19 protein-coding genes and 1 other RNA gene are annotated in these 23,633 nt (G+C 68.1%); 9 read left to right on the forward strand and 11 right to left on the reverse strand.

Features of this window, described 5'->3' with window-relative positions; all coding sequences use genetic code 11:
• Positions 1-136 precede the first annotated feature (136 nt).
• The 10 genes from ACZ2G3_RS03915 to ACZ2G3_RS03960 form a co-directional block, all read right to left on the reverse strand.
• Positions 137-2,536 (reverse strand): GNVR domain-containing protein, encoded by a 2,400-nt coding sequence (locus ACZ2G3_RS03915; protein WP_470397784.1) that lies wholly within the window; start codon positions 2,534-2,536, stop codon positions 137-139.
• Positions 2,536-3,492 carry a glycosyltransferase family 2 protein gene (locus ACZ2G3_RS03920; RefSeq protein ID WP_470399042.1) on the reverse strand — a complete coding sequence of 319 codons (957 nt, stop codon included), beginning with the start codon at positions 3,490-3,492 and terminating at the stop codon, positions 2,536-2,538. Before ACZ2G3_RS03920 ends, ACZ2G3_RS03915 begins: the two co-directional genes overlap by 1 nt.
• A 5-nt stretch (positions 3,493-3,497) precedes the next feature.
• Positions 3,498-4,484, reverse strand: a complete 987-nt coding sequence (locus ACZ2G3_RS03925; RefSeq protein WP_470397785.1) for a glycosyltransferase family 2 protein — start codon at positions 4,482-4,484, stop codon at positions 3,498-3,500.
• The gene (locus tag ACZ2G3_RS03930; RefSeq protein ID WP_470397786.1) at positions 4,481-5,626 is read right to left on the reverse strand and encodes a glycosyltransferase; all 1,146 of its coding nucleotides are present in this window, start codon (positions 5,624-5,626) and stop codon (positions 4,481-4,483) included. Before ACZ2G3_RS03930 ends, ACZ2G3_RS03925 begins: the two co-directional genes overlap by 4 nt.
• A gap of 176 nt (positions 5,627-5,802) precedes the next feature.
• On the reverse strand, positions 5,803-6,804 hold the full coding sequence (locus tag ACZ2G3_RS03935) for a glycosyltransferase family 2 protein (RefSeq protein WP_470397787.1): 1,002 nt from the start codon (positions 6,802-6,804) through the stop codon (positions 5,803-5,805).
• Positions 6,805-6,939: 135 nt separating this feature from the next.
• A complete protein-coding gene (gene recR, locus ACZ2G3_RS03940; protein WP_470397789.1) occupies positions 6,940-7,539 on the reverse strand; it encodes a recombination mediator RecR in 600 nt (199 codons plus the stop codon).
• Positions 7,540-7,543: 4 nt separating this feature from the next.
• Entirely contained in the window at positions 7,544-7,888 is a 345-nt protein-coding gene (locus ACZ2G3_RS03945) for a YbaB/EbfC family nucleoid-associated protein (RefSeq protein ID WP_419268969.1), read from the reverse strand.
• Positions 7,889-7,891: 3 nt separating this feature from the next.
• Entirely contained in the window at positions 7,892-9,676 is a 1,785-nt protein-coding gene (locus ACZ2G3_RS03950; protein WP_470397791.1) for a DNA polymerase III subunit gamma/tau, read from the reverse strand.
• A 109-nt stretch (positions 9,677-9,785) separates the two neighbouring features.
• Positions 9,786-9,882: signal recognition particle sRNA small type (gene ffs, locus ACZ2G3_RS03955), an RNA gene on the reverse strand.
• Between the two features lie 53 nt (positions 9,883-9,935).
• Positions 9,936-11,747, reverse strand: coding sequence for a bifunctional 2',3'-cyclic-nucleotide 2'-phosphodiesterase/3'-nucleotidase (locus ACZ2G3_RS03960; protein ID WP_470397793.1), 1,812 nt, complete (start codon positions 11,745-11,747; stop codon positions 9,936-9,938).
• Between the two features lie 298 nt (positions 11,748-12,045).
• Here ACZ2G3_RS03960 and ACZ2G3_RS03965 point away from each other — a divergent pair, with 298 nt between their 5' ends.
• Positions 12,046-12,591 carry a hypothetical protein gene (locus ACZ2G3_RS03965; protein WP_470397795.1) on the forward strand — a complete coding sequence of 182 codons (546 nt, stop codon included), beginning with the start codon at positions 12,046-12,048 and terminating at the stop codon, positions 12,589-12,591.
• A 31-nt stretch (positions 12,592-12,622) separates the two neighbouring features.
• On the opposite strand, the gene ACZ2G3_RS03970 is transcribed toward ACZ2G3_RS03965, so the two are convergent.
• Positions 12,623-13,480, reverse strand: coding sequence for a prephenate dehydratase (locus tag ACZ2G3_RS03970; RefSeq protein WP_470397797.1), 858 nt, complete (start codon positions 13,478-13,480; stop codon positions 12,623-12,625).
• Positions 13,481-13,601: 121 nt separating this feature from the next.
• Here ACZ2G3_RS03970 and ACZ2G3_RS03975 point away from each other — a divergent pair, with 121 nt between their 5' ends.
• The 8 genes from ACZ2G3_RS03975 (at position 13,602) to ACZ2G3_RS04010 (ending at position 23,631) form a co-directional block, all read left to right on the forward strand.
• The gene (locus ACZ2G3_RS03975; RefSeq protein ID WP_470397798.1) at positions 13,602-14,144 is read left to right on the forward strand and encodes a c-type cytochrome; all 543 of its coding nucleotides are present in this window, start codon (positions 13,602-13,604) and stop codon (positions 14,142-14,144) included.
• Between the two features lie 159 nt (positions 14,145-14,303).
• Entirely contained in the window at positions 14,304-16,190 is a 1,887-nt protein-coding gene (locus tag ACZ2G3_RS03980) for an extracellular solute-binding protein (protein ID WP_470397799.1), read from the forward strand.
• A gap of 105 nt (positions 16,191-16,295) precedes the next feature.
• Positions 16,296-17,372 (forward strand): microcin C ABC transporter permease YejB, encoded by a 1,077-nt coding sequence (locus ACZ2G3_RS03985; RefSeq protein WP_470397800.1) that lies wholly within the window; start codon positions 16,296-16,298, stop codon positions 17,370-17,372.
• Positions 17,372-18,475 carry an ABC transporter permease gene (locus ACZ2G3_RS03990; protein ID WP_419268960.1) on the forward strand — a complete coding sequence of 368 codons (1,104 nt, stop codon included), beginning with the start codon at positions 17,372-17,374 and terminating at the stop codon, positions 18,473-18,475. The genes ACZ2G3_RS03985 and ACZ2G3_RS03990 overlap by 1 nt, the downstream gene beginning before the upstream one ends.
• Positions 18,472-20,205 carry an ABC transporter ATP-binding protein gene (locus tag ACZ2G3_RS03995; RefSeq protein ID WP_470397802.1) on the forward strand — a complete coding sequence of 578 codons (1,734 nt, stop codon included), beginning with the start codon at positions 18,472-18,474 and terminating at the stop codon, positions 20,203-20,205. The genes ACZ2G3_RS03990 and ACZ2G3_RS03995 overlap by 4 nt, the downstream gene beginning before the upstream one ends.
• On the forward strand, positions 20,202-21,425 hold the full coding sequence (locus ACZ2G3_RS04000) for a glycosyltransferase (protein ID WP_470397803.1): 1,224 nt from the start codon (positions 20,202-20,204) through the stop codon (positions 21,423-21,425). Before ACZ2G3_RS03995 ends, ACZ2G3_RS04000 begins: the two co-directional genes overlap by 4 nt.
• Positions 21,426-21,454: 29 nt before the next feature.
• Entirely contained in the window at positions 21,455-22,864 is a 1,410-nt protein-coding gene (gene cysS, locus ACZ2G3_RS04005; RefSeq protein WP_470397804.1) for a cysteine--tRNA ligase, read from the forward strand.
• Complete coding sequence (locus ACZ2G3_RS04010; protein ID WP_470397805.1) at positions 22,861-23,631, forward strand: squalene/phytoene synthase family protein; 771 nt, start codon at positions 22,861-22,863, stop codon at positions 23,629-23,631. Before cysS ends, ACZ2G3_RS04010 begins: the two co-directional genes overlap by 4 nt.
• The last annotated feature ends 2 nt before the right edge of the window (positions 23,632-23,633 follow it).

A 23,633-nucleotide genomic window follows, 5' to 3' on the forward strand; every position in this document is an offset into this window, starting at 1 on the left:
CGATGAGCATGACCAGATACACAACCGCAAACATAGTTCCCCCCCTCTCGAAACTTTGAACCGTTTCTTACAAGAAGTGCAACTTTTTTTTACGTCTCTATCCCGAGTTGTGTAAATGGCATGCAGGCTGCTGAGTTCAAGCCCTTGATGAAACGAGCATGTGCTCGACCGATCCCGGCGCCAGATAGGACTTCAGGCGCCGCGGAACAACACGGTCATATACCACCCCAAGGCATGTCGTCTCCAGTTCAGGCAGATTCGCGAGGACCAGATCGATCATGTCGCGGGGCGTCGCACCCCATTCGGCGACGATGACGCAGCCGGGCAATTCGCGCAGGACGGCCATTCCCTGGGCCACGGGATAGAGCGGCGGCACATCCAGGATGACATGGCCATACCGGTCGTCCACCTCCGACAGGACCTTCCGCAGCGCCTTGGCCAGCACCAGGTCATCGCCCGCCCCCTTGGATCCCTGGCCGCAGGGCAGGACCGTCAGTTGGCTGTCGGTGACATCGTGCAGCATCGAGCGCCAGTCGGTCGCCGTTTCCGGCAGGTCGCTGAGACCGGGTTTTTCGGTCACGCCCAGCAGGTGGCTGAGCCGGCGGCCGCGGCCGTCGGTGTCGATCAGCAAGACCCGCTTGCCCGATGTCGCCGCGATCTGGCCTGCCAGGTTCAACGTGACCAGCGCCCGCCCTTGGTAGGGATGAAACGAGGTGACGCCGGTGATCGGGGCCGTGTCGCCCGAAAGCCGGCTTGCCGCCAGCCGGATATGGCGCAGGGTTTCGGCATAGATCGAATCCGGGTGGTGCAGCACGGGAACCGGAACCGGAGGGATCTTGGGGGCCGAAACGACGGGCAGCCTCCCCCCGTCGGCCCGCCTGATGACGGGTCGCGCCTTGGGCTGCGACTTGGCCCGGTCCGGGCGCATCGGCCGCCCCCGGCCCAGAACCGGCAGATATCCCAAGAACCGGAGCGGGGAATAATCGGTCACGTCGGCAGCGGTCCGCAGATGGGTCTCGCGCCCTTCGCGCAGGGCGGCGCGCGCCAGGCCGAAGAAAAGCCCCAGAAGCGCAGCCGCGATGGCGATGCGTTTGCTGGCAGGTCCCGAAGGCCCTGTCGGCACCTGCGCAAAGGACAGCACGCGAACGTTCGACACCGGGAATGAGGACTGCTGCTCGATCTCCTGCGCGTTGGCCAGGGTGTTCTGGTAGAGGGTGGCCAGCGTTTCGGCCTCCTGCTGCAGGGCGCGCAGACGGACCAGGGCCGCGGCCTGGCTGGAATTCTCGTTGGTGACCTCGTCCAGGCTGCGGCGCAGGGCGGAGACGCGCTCTTCTGCGACACGCAGTTCGGTTTCGGCGCTTTGGCGTTGCGCCTGCAGTTCGATGAACAGGCGGTCGGCCGCGCTGGCCAGGGTCTGGCGCAGGCCCGCCACCTGCGGGTGATCGGGGCCGGAGCTTTCGATCAGCTGCTGAAGGCGCGAGGTGACATCATTGTAGGTGTCCAGGCGCGCGCGCAGCGTGTCCGAGACGGCACCGCCGATGCTGAGCGAGGCGCCGGACTGCAGGTTCTCGACGCCCCCCTCGACGACCCGGTCATAGATGTCCAGCACGGCCTGGGCACGGGCGCGTTCGCTGATCGCCGCGGTCAGGTTGGCGTTCAGTTCGCTTTGCGCCTGTTCGCCCAGAAGCGCGCCAGTCGAGGTCATGGCCAACTGGTTCGTGGCCGCGAATTCCTCGGCCGCCTCGGCCGCTGCCTGCGCTCTGGCGCGCAGATCTTCCAGCCGCCCGTCCATCCAGGAGGTGGTCTGGCCGACCGACTGCGCATTCGCGTTCAGGATATCCTCCGTGTAAGCCACGGCATAGGCATTCGCCACGGCCGCCGACCAGGTCGGATCCAGCGAGGTGAAGCCGATGGCGACCGCGCCGCTGCGACCGACGCGGCTGACGACCAGGTTGCGCTGGAGCATCGCGGCCGCCGCGCGGCGTGCCGGATCGACCGGCTCGGCCCCCGGGGCGGCGGCAGTGCCGAGCGGCAGCCCGCCATCGGTCGCCGGCAGCGGTGGTTCCGCAAGCTGGCCCACCTGTTCGCGGGCCCAGGTGACCGGCCAGGTGAGCAGACCGGTGACGCTGCCGATGGCCTGCGACAGGCGCGACTGGCGGGGGACCAGGAACTCTTCCTGCTTGTCCAGCTGCGTGATGTCCAGCACGTCGAGGGCCAGCTTGTCCGAGGTCAGGACCACGCGGGCGTTTTCGATCGTGTCTGCGGGCAAGGCGCGGTTTTCGATGCCGCCGACCTGGCGGACGGCATTGCTCATCGCGCCGTCCAGCAGCAGGGTCGATGCCGCGGTATAGGTATAGGGCTTGGACTTGGCATAGATGAAGCCCAAGGCACCCATCAGGATCATCGGCAGGATGATCGTCCACCGTTGGCGGCGCACGGCCGCCAGCAGGCGCCGCAACTCGATGGTCTGCTGCGCCGGCGGCTGCGACACCTCGACAGTGGGGGCGGGCTCGTAGTGTCTGAGTTCGCGGGACATCAGTTTCCTTTCGGATTGTGCGTCAATCCGGGCGTTGTGCCGTAGAGTTCGATCTGTCGTGCGCCCATCAGCTGTGCCACGGCGCCAGCATGCAGCGCGGCGCGCATCAGTTGCGGGTTGCGGCGGGCAGGGTCGGCCGCGCGGCCCAGGGCCATGGCGCCACAGGCCAGCGCCTTGGCAGAGGCCAGCCCCGCTGCCTTCAGGCGTCCGCCGGTCCCAGCCCGGTACGCCAGGATGCTGGCATGGGTCTGTCCCATCCGATAGCGGCGGCGGAGCAGCCAGGACAGCTTGGCGCGGTCTGTGGGGATAGTTTCGTGCAGGATCGCGTCGGCGGCAAAGCCGATGCGTCCCCCTGCGGCCCCGTACTGGGCAAAGAGCGCCGTGTCCTCGCCGCCCGACCGGCCGCGGGACAGGTCGAAGCGCAGCCCCTGCCAGGCGGGATCGGCCAGATCCATCAGCGTGTTGCCGGTATAGCCGGCCTTGATGCTGCCGCTCTCATCGGTGACGGGCAGAGTGTCGTGCGGACGCGCGCGGACCATCCAGTCGGGCACCTCCGCCGGATAGGCCGCGACCACCGGTCCAAGGATCGCCCCGACGGACTGGTCCGACCAGGCCTGGACCAGGCAGCGCAGCCAGTCCGGGTTCGCGATCTGGTCGTCATCGATGAAGACCAGCAACCGCGCGCCCACGGCCCGGGCATGATCCAGCAGCGCGTTGCGCGCGATCGAGATATTGGCGGATGGCGCGTGCAGGTAGGTCAGGGGCAGCGGGTGATCCGCAGCGATGCCAGTTACCAGGTCCCGGGCTGACGGATTCGTATCGTTGTCGGCGACCGCAATGGCGACCGGCAGGCCACAAGGCTTCAGGTCGCGCATCGACGCCAGGGTCTGCGCCAGTTCGGGCCGACGGAAGGTGCAGATGGCGATAAGGACGCCGGGCGCCGCATCGGTGATCATGTCGTTCACTGTGAACCTCGCCTGTTGCGGGAGGAGGGCCCGCTCAGGGCCTCGCGCCAGAAGCCCACCGACCAGGCCAGGTGCATGGCGCCCGCGAAGAAGCCGGCGGGCAGGCCTGCCAGGCTACGCTGCGACAGCGCGATGGCCAAGCCGCCCAGGATGCAGATGGCCAGCCAGCCCAGCAGCGGCAGGGCAAAGATCATCGCGACCGGGGTCAGCACCGCCAGCGCCAGCGCCGGTGCCAGCCCGGCCACCACCGCCTGGCGCAGGCCGGGCTGGACTTTATGCTTGACCAGGTTGCGCCGGCGACCGCGGCCAAAGGCCTGGTATTGCCGCCACAGGGGCAGGAGACTGGAGCGCGGGATATAGATCAGCCGCGTGCGCCCGGTCAGCCAGATGCGATGGCCCGCGCGGGTCAGCCGATAGTCCAGCTCGGCATCCTCGTTGTGGCTGAAGGCCTCGTCATAGCCGCCGACGGCGCGGAAGGCCTTGATCCGCATCAGGGCATGGTGGCCATGTTCGACCCAAGCGCCGCCCCCCGCCAGCCGATGCGCCGAGCCGCCATTGCCGAGGCGCGAGTTCTGCGCGGCGGCGATGGCGCGCTGCCAGAACCCCTCGCCACGCGCCTCCATCGAGACGACGACGCTGTCGGCGCCGGTCGCGGCGGCTTCCTCCAGCAACTTGTCGGCGAAATCCTGGGGGTAGTGGCTGTGGGCGTCCAGACGCAGAAGCCAGGTGGCCTCGTCGCCGAACTGCGCCACCGCCCGGTTGACGGCGGCGGATTGCAGGCGGCCCGGGTTGTCGATCAGGCGGATGCGCCCGTCCCGCGCGGCCATCTGCGTGACCAGCTGGCGCGTTGCGTCCTGCGACCCGCCGTCCGCCACCACGATCAGCGCGTCGCGGGCGGCGGGAAAGCACAGGACAGTGTCCAGCACGGTCTGGATATGCCGCGCCTCGTTCAGGGTCGGGATGACGATCAGAAGACCGCTCATGCCGCGGCCCGCCTGTCCCGGCCGAGGCTCTGGGGACCGCAGATCGCGCGGGTCAGCTCGGCACATTCGGCATTGTCCATCGACAGGCGCGCCCGCGGGATCGCCCGGACGGCGGCGCGGCGACGCGCCAGGCTATCCGCATCCATGCCGGTCAGGGCATCGCGGATTGCGGCGTCTGTCGGCGCGTCAAGAACAACGCCGCAGCCCCAGGCCTCGACATGGCGCGCGACCTCGGTCCCGCGCAGGACGATCGGCACCGCCCCGTTCAGGCATCCTTCATACAGCCGGTTCGGCAGCAGCCAGTCCGAATTCTGCCCGGCCTGGTAACGGTCCACCAGCCAAGCCAGATCGACCGCGCCATAGATCGCCGGCAGATCGTCGGGCCAGCGATACTCGCCCCGATAGTCGAGGTCCGGGTTCGCGCCCACCACCTCATGGAAATCCGGCAGCACGTCCAGTGCGGGCCGGCCGCGCAGGATGACGCGGACGCGGCCCGGTGCCGAGCGCGTCAGGCGATCCAGCGCCTGCAAGGAATAGCGACAGCGCAGCATCCCCAGCCAGCCGATCACCAGCGGCCCGCCATCGGGGCGCGGGGCCGGCGGGGTGCCCTGCGGCAGCAGGTCGTCGAAGGGCTTGTTCTCGACCAGCAGCGTCGGGACGGCGGGCCGGTCATGGGCGCGCAGGTAATTGGTGACAAAGGCCGGCGAAGAGACGACGACCAGCGCGGCGCCTCGCATCAGACGCGCCTCGATCGCGCGGATGGCCCGGGGCTTGGCGCCCTCCCCCAGCATCATCGAATGGATGTCCAGCAACTCATAGACCAGGCGAGCGGGACGCCTCCGTCGCAGCGAGGCGGCCAGCATCATCATTTCCAGGTTGCGCGCCAGGATCACCTCGGTGACACCGGCGGGCGGAGGCGGCACCAGCCGCGCCATCCGCGGAAAGGCCTTGGCCACCGCACCGAGGCGCTGGACCATGCGGCCGTTCGCGGTGCGGCCCAGGACGATGGCCGGTTCCGGAAGCGGACCTTCGGCCCGGCGAAAGCCCGCGACGCGCACCTCGGCCCCGCCGCGACGAAGCATCTCGGCCCTGCGCCAGATCGACGGATCGTCAAGGTCATGGGCCAGATAGGTCACGAACACGCAGTCAGCCTTCCTCTTTGAAAACACGGCTGTGCCCCGAGGGGGCACAAAGGCCTCACCCTTCACGTCTTTTTATGCGGGCATTTTTCGACGGTTCATACTGCATTCGCATCCTCGGGTCCACAAGCGCAGGGGACCGGTGCCAAAAGCGTGTAGCCGCTGGCCCGATCGACCGATCAGGGGCCGGTGCGGCCCTCCAGCAGGAACCTGATCCCGGCGGCGTGATGCGGAACCGAGGCCAGTCCCGCGCGCCGCATCAGGGCCATGTACTTGTCGCGGGCCGTCAGGCGCAGGATCGGCAGGACGCGGCCCGGATCGCGCAACGCCTCGGTCGAGGCACCGGCCAGTCCGCGCGCGCGCTTCTGGTCCAGGAACAGGCGGTGGTGATACTTGTTGCGGGTCAGGCGCTCTTGCTGGACCAGCAGGTTGCGGGCCTCGTCGGACAGGTCTTCCTGGGACAGGATCTGGCGCGCGGCGCGGGCATAGCTGCCAAGGTCGTCGGTGCGGTGCTGGGCGCTGAGCGAATCGCCCCGCTGGAAGGCCACATAGCCGCAGGAGCGGATCGTCAGGAAGCGCGCACCGCGCGCCATCAGCCGCACATAGAGGATGAAATCCTCGCCCAGCCGCAGGTCCTCGTCATAGGCAAGCCCGGTCTGGACAAGGATGCTGCGCCGCATCACGGGCTTGAGCAGGCCGGTCTCGTTGCGGGACATCCGGCCGGAGGTGAGGTTGCCGGCGACGAACTCGGTCAGTGACAGCATCCGGGCATCGTCGTGGAACTCGGGCACTTCGGGCAGGGCCGGTCCTGCGCGGTAGTGGTCGGGGACAAGGACGATGTTGTCGGCCGCCAGGTCCCAGTCCTGATGGGCAAAGAGCCGCGCGAATCGGCCGGGCAGGAAGACGTCGTCGGAATCCAGGATCGCGATCCATTCCGCGTGCGATGCGGCGATGGCCAGGTTCCGCGCGCGCGCGGGCCCGACATTGCGGGGCAGGGCCATGACCCGCAGCCGGCCGCTGCCGTCATTCGCACCGCGCGCCACGGAGGCCGTGTCGTCGGTCGAGGCGTCGTCCACGACCACGACCTCGACGACCTCGGGCTCGGCCAGGGCCGAGTGGATCGCCTGGGCGATGGTCCTGCCCGCGTTATGCGCAGGGATGATGACGGCGACTTCGTTCAACTTCGCACCCGTGATGTCGTTTCGGTCTTTTGTCGTCAAAAGCTTCGCGAATCAACCCAAGCTGTCCGGCTGGCGACGCGGGGTCAGGTCAGGATTTGGTGATGATTTGACACAATCCGTCTTGATCGACCCGCGTCACAGCCGGCGCCGGGCCCGCAATGCGGCGCTGATCGTGCCGTCGTCCAGATAGTCCAGCTCTCCGCCGATGGGGACGCCCTGCGCCAGCCCGGTCACCGTGATGGCGGTCCCTTCCAGCGCATCGGCGATGTAATGGGCGGTGGTCTGGCCCTCGACCGTGGCGTTCAGGGCCAGGATCACCTCGGTGATGCGTTCGGCATGGATGCGGCCGATCAGGTCCGGGATGCCCAGTTCGTCCGGGCCGATGTCGTCCAGCGCCGACAGCGTGCCGCCCAGGACATGATAGCGGCCCCGGAAGGCCTGCCCCCGTTCCAGCGCCCAGAGGTCGGCCACGTCCTGGACCACGCAGATCTCTCCGGTGGCGCGGGCGGGATCGGCGCAGATCGCGCATTCGTCGCGGTCGGTGATGTTGCCGCAGGTCACGCATTCGCGCGAATTCAGCGCCACCCGGTCCAGCAGCTGCGCCAGCTGCACCATCTGCTGGCTGCGGCGGCGGATCAGTTGCAGCACGATGCGCCGCGCCGATCGCGGGCCCAGGCCCGGCAACCGGGCCATCAGCGCGATCAGCGCCTGGATGTCGTCGCTGCCCTGCGCCATCGGGTCAGAACGGCAGCTTCATGCCAGGCGGCAGGCCCAGCCCTTCGGTCATCTTGCCCATCTCGGACTGCATCCGCTCCTCGGCGGCGCGCTGCGCCTCCTTGATCGCGGCCAGGATCAGGTCCTCGACCACTTCCTTTTCCGAGGGCACGAAGATCGACGGGTCGATGTCCAGCGCGGTCAGCTCTCCCTTGGCGGTGCAGGTCGCCTTGACCAGGCCCGCGCCGGATTCGCCGGTGACGGTGATGCGGGCCAGGTCTTCCTGCACCTGCGCCATCTTGTCCTGCATGTCCTTGGCGGCCTTCATCATCTTGGCCATGTCGCCAAAGCCGCCCAATCCCTTGATCATCGCTTAATCCTCATCTTCGAACGGGTCCCACTCCTCAACCTCGGCCACCGGGCCTTCGGTTCCGTCATGGGGGTTGGCTGCGCCCTCGGCCAGGTCCTCGACCTCGCGCGGCGGGGGTGCGGCGCGGGTGATGCTGGTCAGCGTGGCGCCGGGAAAGGCCGCCATGACCTGCTGGACGATCGGCAGCGCCATCGCGCGGTCGCGCGCGGCACGCGCCTCGGCCGCGCGGGTCTCGGCGATGGTCGGCGCGCCGCCGGAATTGGTGACGCTCACCGCCCATCGCTGCCCGCTGGTCCAGCCGCGCAGCCGTTCGGCCAGGCGCTGCGCAAGGTCTGCGGGCGGATTGTCGCGCGGCTCGAACTCGATCCGGCCGGGGCTGTAGCGGACCAGGGCCACGTGGCGCTCGACCATGACCAGCAGCGTCATGTCGCGCATGCGCGAGATCAGTTCCACCACCGAGGCGAAATCGGGATAGCTCTCCAGCACGTCCGGCGACACGGCCAGCGCGGTGGCGGCCCCCGAAGGCTGGACCTGCGGCGCCGGGCGCGCGCGGCGCATCGCCTGCGGGGCGCTGGCGGGCGCGGCCCCTTGCAGCGCCGGGCCGCGGGTGAATTCGCCGGCCGTCTGCGCCTGCTGCACGCGGCGGATCAGCGCCTCGGGATCGGGCAGGTCGGCCACATGGGTCAGGCGGATGATCGCCATTTCGGCGGCCATCATCGCGTTCGGGGCGGCCGAGACCTCCTCCAGCGCCTTCAGCAGCAATTGCCACATGCGCGACATGACCCGCATCGGCAGGCGTTCGGCCAGGTCCTTGCCGCGCGCCCGCTCATCGGGAGAGATCGTGGGATCCTCCAGCGCATCGGGCGTGATCTTGACGACCGAGATCCAGTGCGTGACCTCGGCCAGGTCGCGCAGCACGGCCACCGGATCGGCGCCGTCGGCATATTGCGACTGCAGTTCCGTCAGGGCGGCGGCGGCATCGCCGCGCAGCACCATCTCGAACAAATCGAGCACCCGGCCCCGATCGGCCAGACCCAGCATCGCGCGCACTTGGTCGGCGGTGGTTTCCCCAGCGCCGTGGCTGATCGACTGGTCCAGAAGGCTGGTCGCGTCCCTGGCAGAGCCTTCGGCCGCCCGCGTGATCAGCGCCAGCGCGTCGTCGGTAATCATGGCCCCTTCGGCCCCGGCGATGCGCTTCAGCAGCGCGATCATCACCTCGGGCTCGATCCGGCGCAGGTCAAAGCGCTGGCAGCGCGACAGGACCGTGACGGGAACCTTGCGAATCTCCGTGGTGGCAAAGATGAACTTTACATGCGGGGGCGGTTCCTCCAGCGTCTTCAGCAGCGCGTTGAACGCGCTGGTGGACAGCATGTGGACCTCGTCGATGATGTAGATCTTGTAGCGTGCGGACGCCGCCCGGTAATGCACCGATTCGATGATCTCGCGGATGTCGCCCACGCCGGTGCGCGATGCCGCGTCCATCTCCATCACGTCGACATGGCGGCCTTCGCTGATGGCCACGCAATGCTCGCAGACGCCGCAGGGTTCGGTGGTGGGGCCGCCGGTGCCGTCGGGGCCGATGCAGTTCATGCCCTTGGCGATGATCCGTGCGGTGGTGGTCTTTCCGGTGCCCCGGATGCCCGTCATGATGAAGGCCTGCGCGATGCGGTCCGCGGCAAAGGCGTTCTTCAGCGTGCGCACCATGGCGTCCTGGCCCACCAGGTCGGCGAATGTCTCGGGCCGGTATTTCCGGGCCAGAACCTGGTAGGCGGGTTTGGTGTCGGTCATGGGTCCCTCGGGCGTCGCGCCACCTTAGCGGGGCCGGCACAGCGCCACAACCAGATCGGGGCCGGGCCCCTGCGTCGCGGTGATGCGGATCTGTGCTGCGGGGGGATCGGGTGAGAGGCTGGACAACGACCCAAACGGGACTCGTTACGGCTGCTTCCTTCCGGACCTGACCGAGTTGGCGAGGCGTCTGCCCGCGCCAACCTCTCGCGGGGACAAATAGGGCGGACGGACGGGGGATGCAAGCCCGTCGCGCGGACCGCTAGAGAAAGTAGCGCATCAGCTGGAACCCGTCCGGCGTCTGGCCCAGGGGTTCCAGCCGATGGGCCTCGGGCAGGTGGCGCCGGCTGGCATCGGGCGCGGTGTGGAACAGGACCGAGCTTTCGGGCTGCGCCAGAAAGCGCCAGCTGGACCGCAGCGGAAGAGAGATCCTGCGCCGCTGCCGGATATAGCGGCGCAGCACGTCCTGGGTCAGGGCATCGCGGGCCAGGACGACCTCGTTTCCCGACACCAGCGGGCTGAAGAGGCCGCAGCCTGCCAGGCGATAGGAATTGGTCGCCAGGATGAAGGCGTCGTCGTCGCCCACGCGCCCCGATTGCCAGCGCAGGTCGCGGATGCGGCGCGCCCCGGCATCCGCCAGGCGCCCGTCGGGGTGGAACCGCGCCGGCTGCGACAGGTCGATCCGCCAGGTCACGCCGTCGATCACGTCGAAATTGTAGATGGGAAAATCGGGATTCTGCAGCGGGACGTCCCGCGCCCCTAGGTCCACCCGGTTGAACATGCTGGCCGACCGTTCCAGCCAGTCGCGCAGCTGGGCCCCCGACAGCCGGATCGCCGTCACCCGGTTCGGAAAGGAATAAAGGTCGGCGATGTGCCGCAGGTTCAGCCGCCCCGGCGCGACATGGGTATAGTGATGCGCGCCCCCGCGTCCCCCCGCGCGATAGGGCGCGGTCGCCGAGAGCACGGGCAGATGTTCAAAGGCCGTGCCCTCCAGACGCCGTCGGACATGCCAGCGCTGCGCCAGGTTCACCAGCCGCAGCCCGTCATCATGGCCGATGACCGCGAAATGGCTGCTGAGCGGCGAGGCGCTGCGCCCGATCCGGGTGCTCAGCTGCCGCAACGTGGCACGATGCGCGGCCTCGACCGGCCGCGTCACCAAGCGCGACGAGGGCGTGCCGGGCGCGACGGGCAGGCAGGCGACGCGAAAGCCCGCGATCTGCGGCGCGCCTGTGGAAGCGATCCGGAAGTCCAGGTCGATCATCCCCAGATGCGAGCCCCCAAAGCCCGGCATGACGGCCGGCTTGCCCGCAAGCGTGCCGCGAACGGGGTCGACCCCCGGGCGCCCCTGCCAGTGCGGGGCCGGGAAAACTTCGTGCGTGTGGCCCGCGATGACCACGTCGATGCCGGGCAGCGCCGCCAGGGCGGTGGCCGCGTGCTCCATCCGGGGGCGGGCCTCGGCAGGGCCGATGCCGCTATGGGCCAGCGCGATGATTACGTCGGCCCCCAATGCCTTCAGCCGCGGGACGACCTGCCGGGCGCTGTCGATGATGTCGGTGCTGCGCATGACGGGGCGCAGGTCGTTGTCCCATTCCTCGGTCTGCGGCGGCAGAAAGCCCACAACCCCGATGCGCAGCGGATGGACCCGGCCCTCCGCATCGGTCAGCTGCCGCTGAAGGAGGGCATAGGGGGCAAAACCCTTGCCCTGGCGCATGGACAGGTTGGCCGCCAGCACGGGAAAGCGGGCCCGGGCCACGCTGCGGCGCAGGAAGGTCAGGCCAAAGTTGAAATCATGGTTGCCCAAGGCTGCCGCGTCATAGGCCAGGGCATTCATCGCGGCGATCGCGGGATGATCATGTCCGGTGCAGCTTCGGCGGGCGACCACCTCGCCCATCGGCCCGCCCTGCAGGAAGTCGCCGTTGTCAAGCAGCAGGCAGGCCGGCACCTCGGCACGCTTCTCGAGGATCAGCGACGCCGTGCGCGCCAGCCCCATGTGGTCCGAAGGCCGGCCGGCCAGGTAATCATAGGGCAGAAGATGCATGTGCAGGTCGCTGGTGGCCATGATCCGCAGCCGCATCCCGCAGCCCTGTGAGGCCCGATCCGGCGGCGCATCCCCCTGCGAACCGGTTTCCTTGCAACCCGTGGCGGGCCGTCCGGCGACAGCCGTGCCGGCGCTGCCGCAACCGGCGGCACCGGCAGGCTCTGCCTGACCGTTTTTTGACATTTCAGCAACAGCAGGTTGCATCCGACCATTTATCTTTCATTTCACTCAACCTTTAGGCTAATTATGCTAGATGAACAGAAGCTCTATCCGTCGGAATATGAAAAAATCAGCCCTAGGCATCATGTGAGCCATCCATATGTTAACGACTTGGTTGAACACCCACCCCGCCCTGGATTATCAGCCGATGGATGGTTCTGCCCATGCTGACGGCTTGGGCTTTGCTCTGGTCAGCGGGTTGTTTCAGATGAAGTTCTTGACACGCATCGATACCGATCTTCCCGCCGAGCAGCTTTTCGACACAGTGGGCGATTTCGCCGCGCTGGAGCGGCTGCTGATCGGCCGGGGCGCCGCCGTCACCCGTATCGCCCCGTCGGAAGAGCCGGGAATCGGTCTGGGCTGGAACATCGGCTTCGACTGGCGGGGCAGGGCGCGGTCGCTGCGCCTGGCCGTCACCCGTTTCGACCGCCCCGAGCAGGTGATGATGGCTGGCCGGTCGGATGCGCTGGACCTGGCGATCAGCGTGACCGTGGTGGCGCTCAGCCGTTCGCGGTCGCGCCTGATCTGCGAGACCGAGTTGCGGCCCCGGAACATGAAGGCGCGGCTGATGCTGCAGACCGCCAAGCTGGGCAAGGCGCAGCTTGACCGCCGGTATCAGCGCCGGATCGAGGAATTCGTCGAACAGATGCGCGCCGGCTGACCGGCGCGACGCCGGGGCGGCCGCGCCTCGCTTAGGCTTCGACCGGCTGGCGCTGTGCCTCGCGCAGCGGATCGGCCGGATAGACACCCAGAACATCCAGGCTCGACGTGAAGTAGCGCAACTCGTCCAGGGCGCGGCGCAGGTTCTCGTCCTCGGGGTGCCCCTCGACATCGGCATAGAACTGGGTTGCGGTGAAGACGCCGTCGACCATGTAGCTTTCCAGCTTGGTCATGTTCACGCCGTTCGTCGCAAATCCCCCCATCGCCTTGTAGAGCGCGGCCGGAATGTTGCGCACGCGGAAGACGAAGCTGGTCAGCATCCGGTCGGACCGTCGGCTGAAGTCGGGCTGGCGCGACATGATCAGGAACCGGGTCGTGTTGTTCTGGCGGTCCTCAATCTGGTCGGCCAGCCGCTCCAACCCATAAATCTCGCCGGCCAGGGGCGCGGCCAGCGCGGCCAGCGACGGATTGCCGCGCGCCGCGACCTCCTTGGCCGATCCGGCCGTGTCGGCACCGGTGACCGACCGGATCCCGTGCTGGCGCAGGAAGCCTCGGCACTGGCCCAGAAGAACGGTGTGGCTCATCGCCTCGCGCACCTGCGCCAGGGGCGTGCCCGGCACCGCCAGCAGGCTGATATGCACCCGGACAAAGGCCTCCTCGATGATGTGCAGGCCGGATTCGGGCAGCAAATGATGGATATCGGCAACCCGGCCATAGGTCGAATTCTCGACCGGCAGCATCGCCAGGTCGGCCTCGTGGCTGCGCACGGCCTCGATCACGTCCTCGAATGTGCGGCAGGGCAGGGCGTCCATCTGCGGCCGGGCTGTGCGGCAGGCCTCGTGGCTGTAGGCGCCGGGCTCTCCCTGGAAGGCGATGCAATTGGTGGTCATGACGCGGCCCCGCTTGTCCGAAATTTGAGCGTGCCGGGGTAACTATACCTTGATCCCCGAAAGCGAAAGCGGATAGATACCGCACGAATTGACGAGCTTACCAAGGCGGGAACCGCACGCGATGTTCAACACCATGACCCTGACCAAGGCAGCCGGCGCGTTCATCGGCGCGCTGCTGTTCCTCATGCTGGCCAACTGGGGCGCAAGCGCGCTGTTCCATGTCGGTCCGGCGGGCCATGGCGGTGGCCATGACGAGCACGAGATCACCCAGGCCTATACCATCCCTGTTCCCGAGGCTGCCGGCGGCGAGGCCCCCGCGGAGGAGGAGATCGACTTCGCCGCGCTGATGGCTTCGGCCGATGCGGCCGCGGGTGAAAAGGAATGGGCCAAGTGCCGCTCCTGCCACCAACTGGACGGAAGCGACGGCGTCGGCCCGCACCTGAACGGTGTCGTCGGCCGCGAAACGGCCAGCGTCGCGGGCTTTGGCTATTCCAGCGCGATGAGCGAACATGCCGCCGAATACCCCGTCTGGGACCCCGACCACCTGCAGGCCTTCCTCGAAAATCCGCGTGGCTTCGTTCCGGGCACCGCGATGAGCTTTGCAGGCATCCGCGATCCGCAGGCGCGCGCCAACCTGATCGCCTATCTGGAAACCAATTCCTGATCGCGGCCAGATCGCAGATGCTGAACAAGGGCGCGGCCATCGGTCGCGCCTTTTTCGTGGGCCATGGCCGATCGGCTGCGCCCCTTCACGAAAACGCGGCTTGAAGGACGCGGCGCCGCTGGCCTAGCCTTGCCCGGTCCCAGCCAAGGAGCCAAGTCCATGCGCCGCACCGCCATCCTTGCCACCCTCTTCGCCGGCCTTGCGCTGGCACAGCCGGGCCTGGCCCAGGACGCCCCGGACAGCGCGCGCGGCAGCGGCGACGAAAACATCACCCGCACGCATGGCGTCTCGATCTTCGACGAATTGCGCCTGCCGGCCGACTTCACCCATCTTCCCTATGTGAACCCGGATGCGCCGAAGGGCGGAGAGATGGCGCAGTCGATCCCGAACTCGTCGGGCTTTGACAACTTCAACCCCTTCACCTTTCGGGGCCGGGCCGTGGCGCTGTCGTCGGTCATGCTGGAATCGATCCTGACCACCACGGCGGATGAGGTCGGCGCCGCCTATTGCCTGCTGTGCGAAAGCCTGGAATATCCCGAAAGCCGCGACTGGGTGATCTTCAACCTGCGCCCCGAAGCCCGCTTCAGCGACGGCACGCCGCTGACCGCGCATGACGTGCTGTTCAGCTATGAAAACCTGCGCGACAAGGGCTTGTCCAGCTTTCGCACGGTCATCAGCCAGCAGGTCGCCAAGGCCGAGGTGCTGGACGACCACCGCATCCGCTTCGACTTCACCCCCGACTATCCCCGCCGCGACCTGATCCAGTCGGTGGGCAGCCTGCCGATCTTCAGCCGCGCCGATTTCGAGGCGAATGACCGCGACCTGGAACAGACCATGCAGACGCCGCTGGTCGGGTCGGGCCCCTATGTCTTTGACAGCGCGGACCCGAACCGCAGCGTCCGCTATCGCCGGGACCCCGACTACTGGGGCGCCGATCTGCCCATCAATCGCGGACGGCACAACTTCGACACGCTGCGCATCGAGTATTTCGCCGATTACGATGCCGCCTTCGAGGCGTTCAAGGCGGGCGAATACAACTTCCGCCGCGAGGTCAGCAGCATCATCTGGGCGAACCGCTACGATTTCCCGGCCCTGACCAATGGCTGGGTCCGGCAGGAGACGCTGCCGGACGGCAATGTCGCCTCGGGGCAGGCCTGGGCGCTGAACCTGCGCCGGCCGCAGTTCCAGGACAGCCGCGTGCGCGAGGCGATCGGGCTGATGTTCAACTTCGAATGGTCGAACGAGGCGCTGTTCTATGGGCTCTACGACCGGGTCGACAGCTTCTGGGAAAACAGCGCACTGGAGGCCACGGGCACCCCCTCCGAGGCCGAGCGCGCCCTGCTGGAGCCGCTGGCCGCCGACCTGCCCGAGGACATCCTGACCGCCGAGGTCGCCACCGCCCCCACCAGTGGCGAACGCCAGCTGGATCGCGGCAACCTGCGCCGCGCGGCCGCCTTGCTGGACGAGGCCGGCTGGACCACCGGCAGCGACGGGATGCGCCGCAACGCCCAGGGCGACGTCCTGCGGCTGGAGATCCTGAACGACAGCCAGACCTTTGACCGGGTCATCAACCCCTTTGTCGAAAACCTGCGCGCGCTTGGCATCGACGCCCGCAACAGCCGCGTCGACAATGCCGAATACGAGAACCGCAAGCGCAGCTTCGATTTCGACATGATCAGCGACCATCTGGGCCAGCCCGAGATCCCGGGCTCGGGGCTGCAGCAGTATTTCGGATCGGCCAATGTGGGCGATGTCTTCAACGTCATGGGCCTGGCCAATCCCGCCATCGACGCCCTGATCACCCAGGTCGAGGCGGCCGAGACCCAGGACGAGCTGACGACCCGCGTGCATGCCCTGGACCGGGCGCTGCGCAGCCTGCATTTCTGGGTGCCGCAATGGTACAACCCGAACCACCTGGTGGCCTATTACGACCAGTTCGGCCGCCCCGAGACGCTGCCCCCCTATTCCTTGGGCGAGACGGATTTCTGGTGGTACGACGCCGAAAAGGCCGAGGCGCTGCGCGCCGCCGGTGCCCTGCGCCGCTAGGGCATTTCGCTTGATTTCCGGGGCGGGATTGCCGACAAGACGGGTCAACGATACGGGGCCGGCAAGGCCCGGACATCCCTGCATGGGGGAAAAAGGGGCAGGCTGATGGGCGCCTATATCCTGCGGCGTTTGCTGCTGATCATCCCGACGCTGGTCGGCATCATGCTGGTCAATTTCACGCTGACGCAGTTCGTCCCGGGCGGCCCCATCGAACAGATCGCCGCCCAGATCCAGGGCGAGGGCGACGTCTTCCGCAACATCTCGGGAGGCGGCGCCGAGGCCGGGCAGGACAGCGCCTCGGGCTACGAGGGCGCCCGTGGCCTGCCGCCCGAATTCATCGCCCAGCTGGAGCGCGAGTTCGGTTTCGACAAGCCCCCCGTCGAACGCTTCCTGACCATGCTGTGGAACTACCTGAGGTTTGATTTCGGCACCTCGTGGTTCCGTTCGATCAGCGTGGTCGATTTGGTGGTGGAAAAGATGCCGGTGTCGATCACGCTTGGCCTCTGGTCCACGCTCATCGCCTATGTCATCTCGATCCCCCTCGGGATCCGCAAGGCGGTGCGGGACGGGTCGCGGTTCGACACCTGGACCTCGGGCCTGATCATCATGGCCTATGCGATCCCGGCCTTCCTGTTCGCGGTGCTGCTGATGGTGCTGTTCGCGGGCGGCAGCTATTGGCAGATCTTTCCGCTGCGCGGCCTGACCAGCGACAACTTTGCCGATCTGTCGACCTGGGGCCAGATCAAGGACTATGCCTGGCACGCGGCCCTGCCGGTGACGGCCGCCACGATCAGCAGCTTTGCGACGCTGACCCTGCTGACCAAGAACAGCTTCCTGGACGAGATCAACAAGCAATACGTGATGACCGCCCGTGCCAAGGGCCTGGCCGAACGCCGCGTCCTTTACGGCCATGTCTTCCGCAACGCCATGCTGATCGTGATCGCGGGCTTTCCGGCGATGTTCCTGGGCGTGTTCTTCGGATCCTCCATCCTGATCGAGACGATCTTCTCGCTGGACGGGCTGGGGCGGCTTGGCTTCGAGGCGGCGGTGCAGCGCGACTATCCGGTGATCTTCGGGACGCTCTATGTCTTCGGCCTGATGAGCCTGGTCGTCGGCATCCTGTCCGACCTGATGTATGTCTTCGTCGATCCGCGCATCGACTTTGAAAAAAGGGCCGGCTGATGGCGATGTCGGAACTGAACCGCCGCCGCTGGCGCAATTTCCGCCGGAACGGACGCGCCTTCTGGTCGCTGGTGATCTTCAGCCTGCTCTTCGTCACCGCGATGCTGGCCGAGGTCGTGGCCAATGACAAACCGATCGTGGTCAGCTACCGGGGCGAGCTGTTCTGGCCGGCCTACAACTTCTACCCCGAGACCGCGTTCGGCGGCGATTTCGGGACCGAGGCGATCTATCGCGACGAGGCGGTGCAGTGCCTGATCGTCTCGGGCGGACGCGAGGAATGCTGGGACGATCCCGAAGGCATCCTGGAGGCCGTCGAACTGGGCGCCAGCGACATCCCCCAGGCCGAGCAGGGCTGGATGATCTGGCCGCCGGTCCCCTATCACTATCGCACCATCAACAACGTGGGCACCGCCCCAAGCGCGCCGGATGGCGACCACTGGCTGGGCACGGACGACACGGCGCGCGACGTGCTGGCGCGGGTGATCTACGGGTTCCGCACCTCGATCCTGTTCACGCTGATCGTGACGGTGATCGCCTCGACCATCGGGATCGCGGCTGGCGCGGTGCAGGGCTATTTCGGCGGGCGCACCGACCTGGTCTTTCAGCGGGTGCTGGAGATCTGGGCCTCGACGCCGGGTCTTTACGTGATCATCATCCTGTTTGCGATCCTGGGCCGCAGCTTCTGGCTGCTGGTCTTCGTCACCATCCTTTTTGGCTGGCCGGCGCTGGTGGGCGTCGTGCGGGCCGAATTCCTCAGGGCGCGGAACTTCGAATATGTGCGCGCGGCGCGGGCCCTGGGCGTCAGCGACCGCAAGATCATGTTCCGCCACATCCTGCCCAATGCCATGGTCGCCACGCTGACCATGCTGCCCTTTGTGGTGACCGGGACGATCAGCGGGTTGGCCGCGCTGGACTACCTGGGCTATGGCCTGCCCGCCGGGTCGGCCTCGCTGGGGGAGATGGCGCTGCAGGCGAAACAGAACCTGCAGGCGCCCTGGCTGGCCTTCACCTCGTTCTTCACCTTCGCGATCATGCTGTCGCTGCTGGTGTTCATCTTCGAGGGCGTGCGCGACGCCTTTGACCCGCGAAAGACCTTCCGATGAGCCGCCCCGACGATCCCAGGGTGCTGCCGCCCACCATCCTGATGCCCGCCGCCCCGGCCCCCGCCCACGAGGATCATGGCCCCGGCCTGCCCGGCGAGGCCGAGACGCGTCCCACCCCCACGCCCGAGGCCCCGGCTGATGCGGTCCTCGCGGTGCGCGACCTGCGCATCGGGTTCCGCTCCGAGGGGCAGCTGCTGCCCGCGGTCAAGGGCGTCAGCTTTCACATCGGCAGGGGCGAAACCGTCGCGCTGGTGGGCGAATCCGGGTCGGGCAAGTCGATCACGGCGCTGTCCACGGTGCAGCTTCTGGGCGCCTCGGCGGTGGTCGAAGGCTCGGTCACCTATGCCGGGCGGCAGATGGTCGGTGCCTCCGACCGCACGCTGCGCGAGATTCGCGGCAACGACATCAGCTTCATCTTCCAAGAGCCGATGACTTCGCTGAACCCGCTGCACACGCTGGAAAAGCAGCTGTCGGAAAGCCTGGCGCTGCACCAGGGCCTGACCGGGGCCAAGGCGCGGGCGCGGATCGTCGAGCTGCTGACCCGCGTGGGCATCCGCGATCCGGAAACCCGGCTGGCGGATTACCCGCACCAGCTGTCGGGCGGCCAGCGGCAGCGGGTGATGATCGCCATGGCCCTGGCCAACGGTCCCGAGCTGCTAATCGCGGACGAGCCCACGACCGCGCTGGACGTCACCATCCAGGCCCAGATCCTGGAGCTGCTGGCGGAACTGAAGGCGGACGAAGGCCTGTCGATGCTGTTCATCAGCCATGACCTGGGCATCGTGCGCCGCATCGCCGACCGGGTCTGCGTGATGAAGGACGGCGAGATCGTCGAACAGGGCGCGGTCGAGGACATCTTCGCCCGTCCCCGGCACCCCTATACGCGAAAGCTGCTGGCGGCCGAACCCACGGGTCAGGCCGAACCCGTCGCGGCGGATGCCCCGGTGCTGGTCGAGACACGCGACCTCAAGGTCTGGTTCCCGATCCAGCGCGGGCTGCTGCGCCGCACCGTCGGCCATGTGAAGGCGGTGAACGGCGCGACCCTGTCGCTTCGGGCCGGAGAAACACTGGGCGTGGTGGGGGAATCGGGGTCGGGCAAGACGACGCTGGCCCTGGCGATCATGCGGCTGATCAACAGCGACGGCCCGATCCTGTTCATGGGCCAGGACATCCAGGGCTGGGGCGGCAAGCAGCTGCGCCGGCTGCGGCGCGACATGCAGATCGTGTTCCAGGATCCTTTCGGCAGCCTGTCGCCCCGCATGACGGTCGAGCAGATCATCACCGAGGGTCTGGGCGTCCACGGCGTCGAACCGGGCCGCGACCGCCGCCAGATGGTCGCCGAGATCATGGCCGAGGTCGGGTTGAACCCCGACATGATGCACCGCTATCCGCACGAATTCAGCGGCGGCCAGCGCCAGCGCATCGCCATCGCCCGCGCGATGATCCTGCGGCCAAAGGTGGTGGTGCTGGACGAACCCACCAGCGCGCTGGACATGACCGTGCAGGTGCAGATCGTCGATCTGCTGCGCGGGCTGCAGCGGAAATACGGGCTGGCCTTCCTGTTCATCAGCCACGACCTGCGCGTGGTCCGCGCCATGTCCCATCACATCATGGTCATGCGCGCGGGCGAGGTGGTCGAACAGGGCAGCGTCGCCCAGATCTTCGACGCGCCGCAGCAGGACTATACCCGCGCGCTGCTGAAGGCGGCCTTTCCCGACGCCCCGGCATGAAGATCCTGTTCGTCCACCAGAACTTTCCGGGCCAGTTTCCCCACCTGGCCCCGGCCCTGGCGGCACGCGGCCACGAGGTCCTGGCCCTGACGGATGAACGCAATCAGCGCGCAAGCCCGATCAAGACGCTGCGCTACAAGGCGCCCGAGCCCGTCAACACCGACAGCCCGCTGGGGCGCAGCTATTCCGAACATGCCGAACGCGGGTTGCTGGCGGCACGGGGCGCGCGGGCGCTGCGCGACCGCCACGGCTTTCACCCCGACATCATCATCGGCCATCCTGGCTGGGGCGAAACGCTGTTCCTGAAGGAGATCTGGCCGCAGGCGACGCTGCTGGTCTATGCCGAGCTGATGTACCGCACGCGCGGCCATGACGTGGGCTTCGACCCCGAGATCGGCTCGGACCGGGACGAGGCGCGCTTCATGACCGTCGCCCGCTCGGCCCACCTGATCCAGGCGCTGGTCCAGGCCGATGCCGCCATCGCGCCGACGCGCTATCAGGCCGACAGCTTTCCGCCCGAGCTGCGCGGCAAGATCACGGTGATCCATGACGGCATCGACACGGCCCGCGTCGCCCCCGATCCGGCCGCCGTGCTGACCCTGCCCGGCGGGCGCAGCCTGCGCGCGGGGGACGAGGTCCTCAGCTTCGTGTCGCGTTCGCTGGAGCCCTATCGCGGCTTTCATGTCTTCATGCGCGCGCTGCCGCAGGTGCTGGCGGCGCGGCCCGAGGCGCAGGTCGTGCTGGTCGGGGCCGAGGGGACCAGCTATGGCCCCAAGCCCCAGGACGCCGGCAGCTGGAAGGAAAAGCTGCTGGCCGAGATGGGCGGCACCTTGGACCTGTCGCGCGTGCATTTCCTGGGGCGCGTCCCTTATGACGACTACCTGTCGCTGATCCGGGTGGCGCGGGTCCACTGCTATCTGACCTATCCCTTCGTGCTGTCCTGGTCGCTGACCGAGGCGATGGCGACCGGCGCCTATGTGGTCGGTTCCGACACCGAGCCTGTGCGCGAACTGATCCGCGAGGGCGAGACGGGGCGGCTGGTGCCGTTCTTTGACGTGCCCGCGCTGTCCCGAGCGCTGATCCGGGGACTTGAGGGCGACCCCGACGCACCGCGCATCCGGCAGGCGGCGCGCGCGGCGATCACCCAGGACTATGACCTGCTGTCGCGCTGCCTGCCCCGCCAGATCGCGTGGGTGGAAAGCCGCGGCGCGATGCGCTAGATCCTTGCGACTTCATCAATGAGGCCCCCATGGTCCAGATCCGGCTGACGAATACCCGAACGCGGCGCAAGGAGGACCTTGTCCCGATCGATCCCGCCAATGTCCGGCTGTATCTGTGCGGACCCACCGTCTATGACCGTGCCCATCTGGGGAACGCGCGCCCGGTCCTGGTCTTTGACCTGCTGGTGCGGCTGCTGCGGCATGAATACGGTAATGGTGCCGTGACCTATGTGCGCAATTTCACCGACGTGGACGACAAGATCAACGCCGAGGCGCAGCGCCGCAAGGCCCTGGGCAGCCCCCTGTCGCTGGAGGCGCTGGTCACCGAGCGGACCGAGGAGACGATCGCCTGGTATCACGCCGACATGAACGCACTGGGCGCCCTGCGCCCCGACCACGAGCCGCGCGCGACGGAATACATCGTCCAGATGATCGAGATGACCCGCGACCTGATCGCGCGCGGCCACGCCTATGAGGCCGAGGGCCATGTGCTGTTCGACGTGCGGTCTTTCCCCGATTACGGCAAGCTGTCGGGCCGGTCGGTGGACGACATGATCGCGGGCGCCCGGGTTGAGGTGGCGCCCTTCAAGCGCGACCCGATGGATTTCGTGCTGTGGAAGCCCTCGACCGACGACCTGCCGGGCTGGGACAGCCCCTGGGGACGCGGGCGGCCGGGCTGGCATATCGAATGCTCGGCCATGTCGGCGGCGCTGCTGGGACCGCATTTCGACATCCACGGCGGCGGCATCGACCTGCAGTTTCCGCACCACGAGAACGAGATCGCGCAAAGCTGCTGCGCCCATCCGGGGGCGGGTTTTGCCAATGTCTGGCTGCACAACGAGATGCTGCAGGTCGAGGGCAAGAAGATGTCCAAGTCGCTTGGCAACTTCTTCACCGTCCGGGACCTGCTGGACCGGGGCGTGCCGGGCGAGGTGATCCGGTTCGTGATGCTGTCCACCCATTACCGCAAGCCGATGGACTGGACCGAGGCCAAGGCCGCCGAGGCCGAGGCGGTGCTTCGGCGGTGGCGCGGCCTTGTCGCGGGTGTCGAGCCCGCGCCCGCCCCGGCGCCCGCGGTGATCGCGGCCCTGGCCGATGACCTGAACTCTGCGGGCGCGATCGCGGCGTTGCACGAACTGGCGGCCCAGGGGGATGGCGCGGGACTGCTGGCGTCGGCGCGCATGCTGGGCCTGCTGCTGCCGGGGATGGGGGAATGGGCCGAGGCCGGCGACGCTGCTGCGGCGCAAATCGAGGCGCTGCTGGCGGCGCGGCTGGAGGCGCGGAAATCGCGCGACTTTGCCCGCGCCGACGCCATCCGAGACGGTTTCGCGGCCGCCGGGGTCGAGGTGAAGGACACGCCCGCGGGTCCCGAATGGGCGCTGGCGGCCGGCTTCGATCCGGCGCGGCTGGCGGATCTGGCCCGGACCCACGGCACATGACGCTGGACGCCTGCACCGAGGCGCTGCGCCAGCACGACCCGGATCGCTTTGGTGCGGTGCTGGTCGCGCAGGCGGAGGACCGGCCGGCGCTGGTGACGCTCTATGCACTGAACCTGGAGATCGCGCGCGCCCCCTTCCAGTCGGCCGAGCCGATGCTGGCCGAGATGCGCCTGCAATGGTGGGTGGACCGGCTGGCCGAGATGGGGCGCGGCACGGCGCCGCCGCTGCATGACGTCCTGACGCCCCTGTGGGAGGCCTGGGGCGCACGGGCAGGGGATCTGGTCGGTCTGGCCGAGGCCCGGCGGCGCGACTGCGAGCGTCAGACCTTTGACACGGCGCCAGAGGTCATCGCCTATGTGGACGCCACGGCGGGCCGGCTGATGTGGGCCGCCGCGCAGGTCTGCGGCACGCCCGACGGCGCGCGAGAGATCGTGGGCCACCAGGCGCGCGGCGCGGGCATTGCCGCCTGGCTGCGCGCCCTGCCGCAATTGCAGGCAATGGGGCTGGGCCTGGCGCAGCCGGATCCAGAGGTCGTGCAGGCGCTGGCGACCCAGGCGCGCGACGGGCTGCGCATGGCCGCGCGGCTGCACCGCAAGGTCCCCGGCCGCGTGGCGGCGGCGCTTTATCCCGGCCCCCGCGTGCCGCGCCTGCTGTCCGAGGTCATGGCCGGCCGCCTGGACCCCTTTGCCGAGATGCCGCCGATCACGCCCTTCCAACGCCGGGCCTCGCTGGCGCGGCTGGCGTTCACCGGCCGCTGGTGGCGCTAAGA

It is taken from the genome of Paracoccus sp. KKT209, assembly GCF_055635455.1.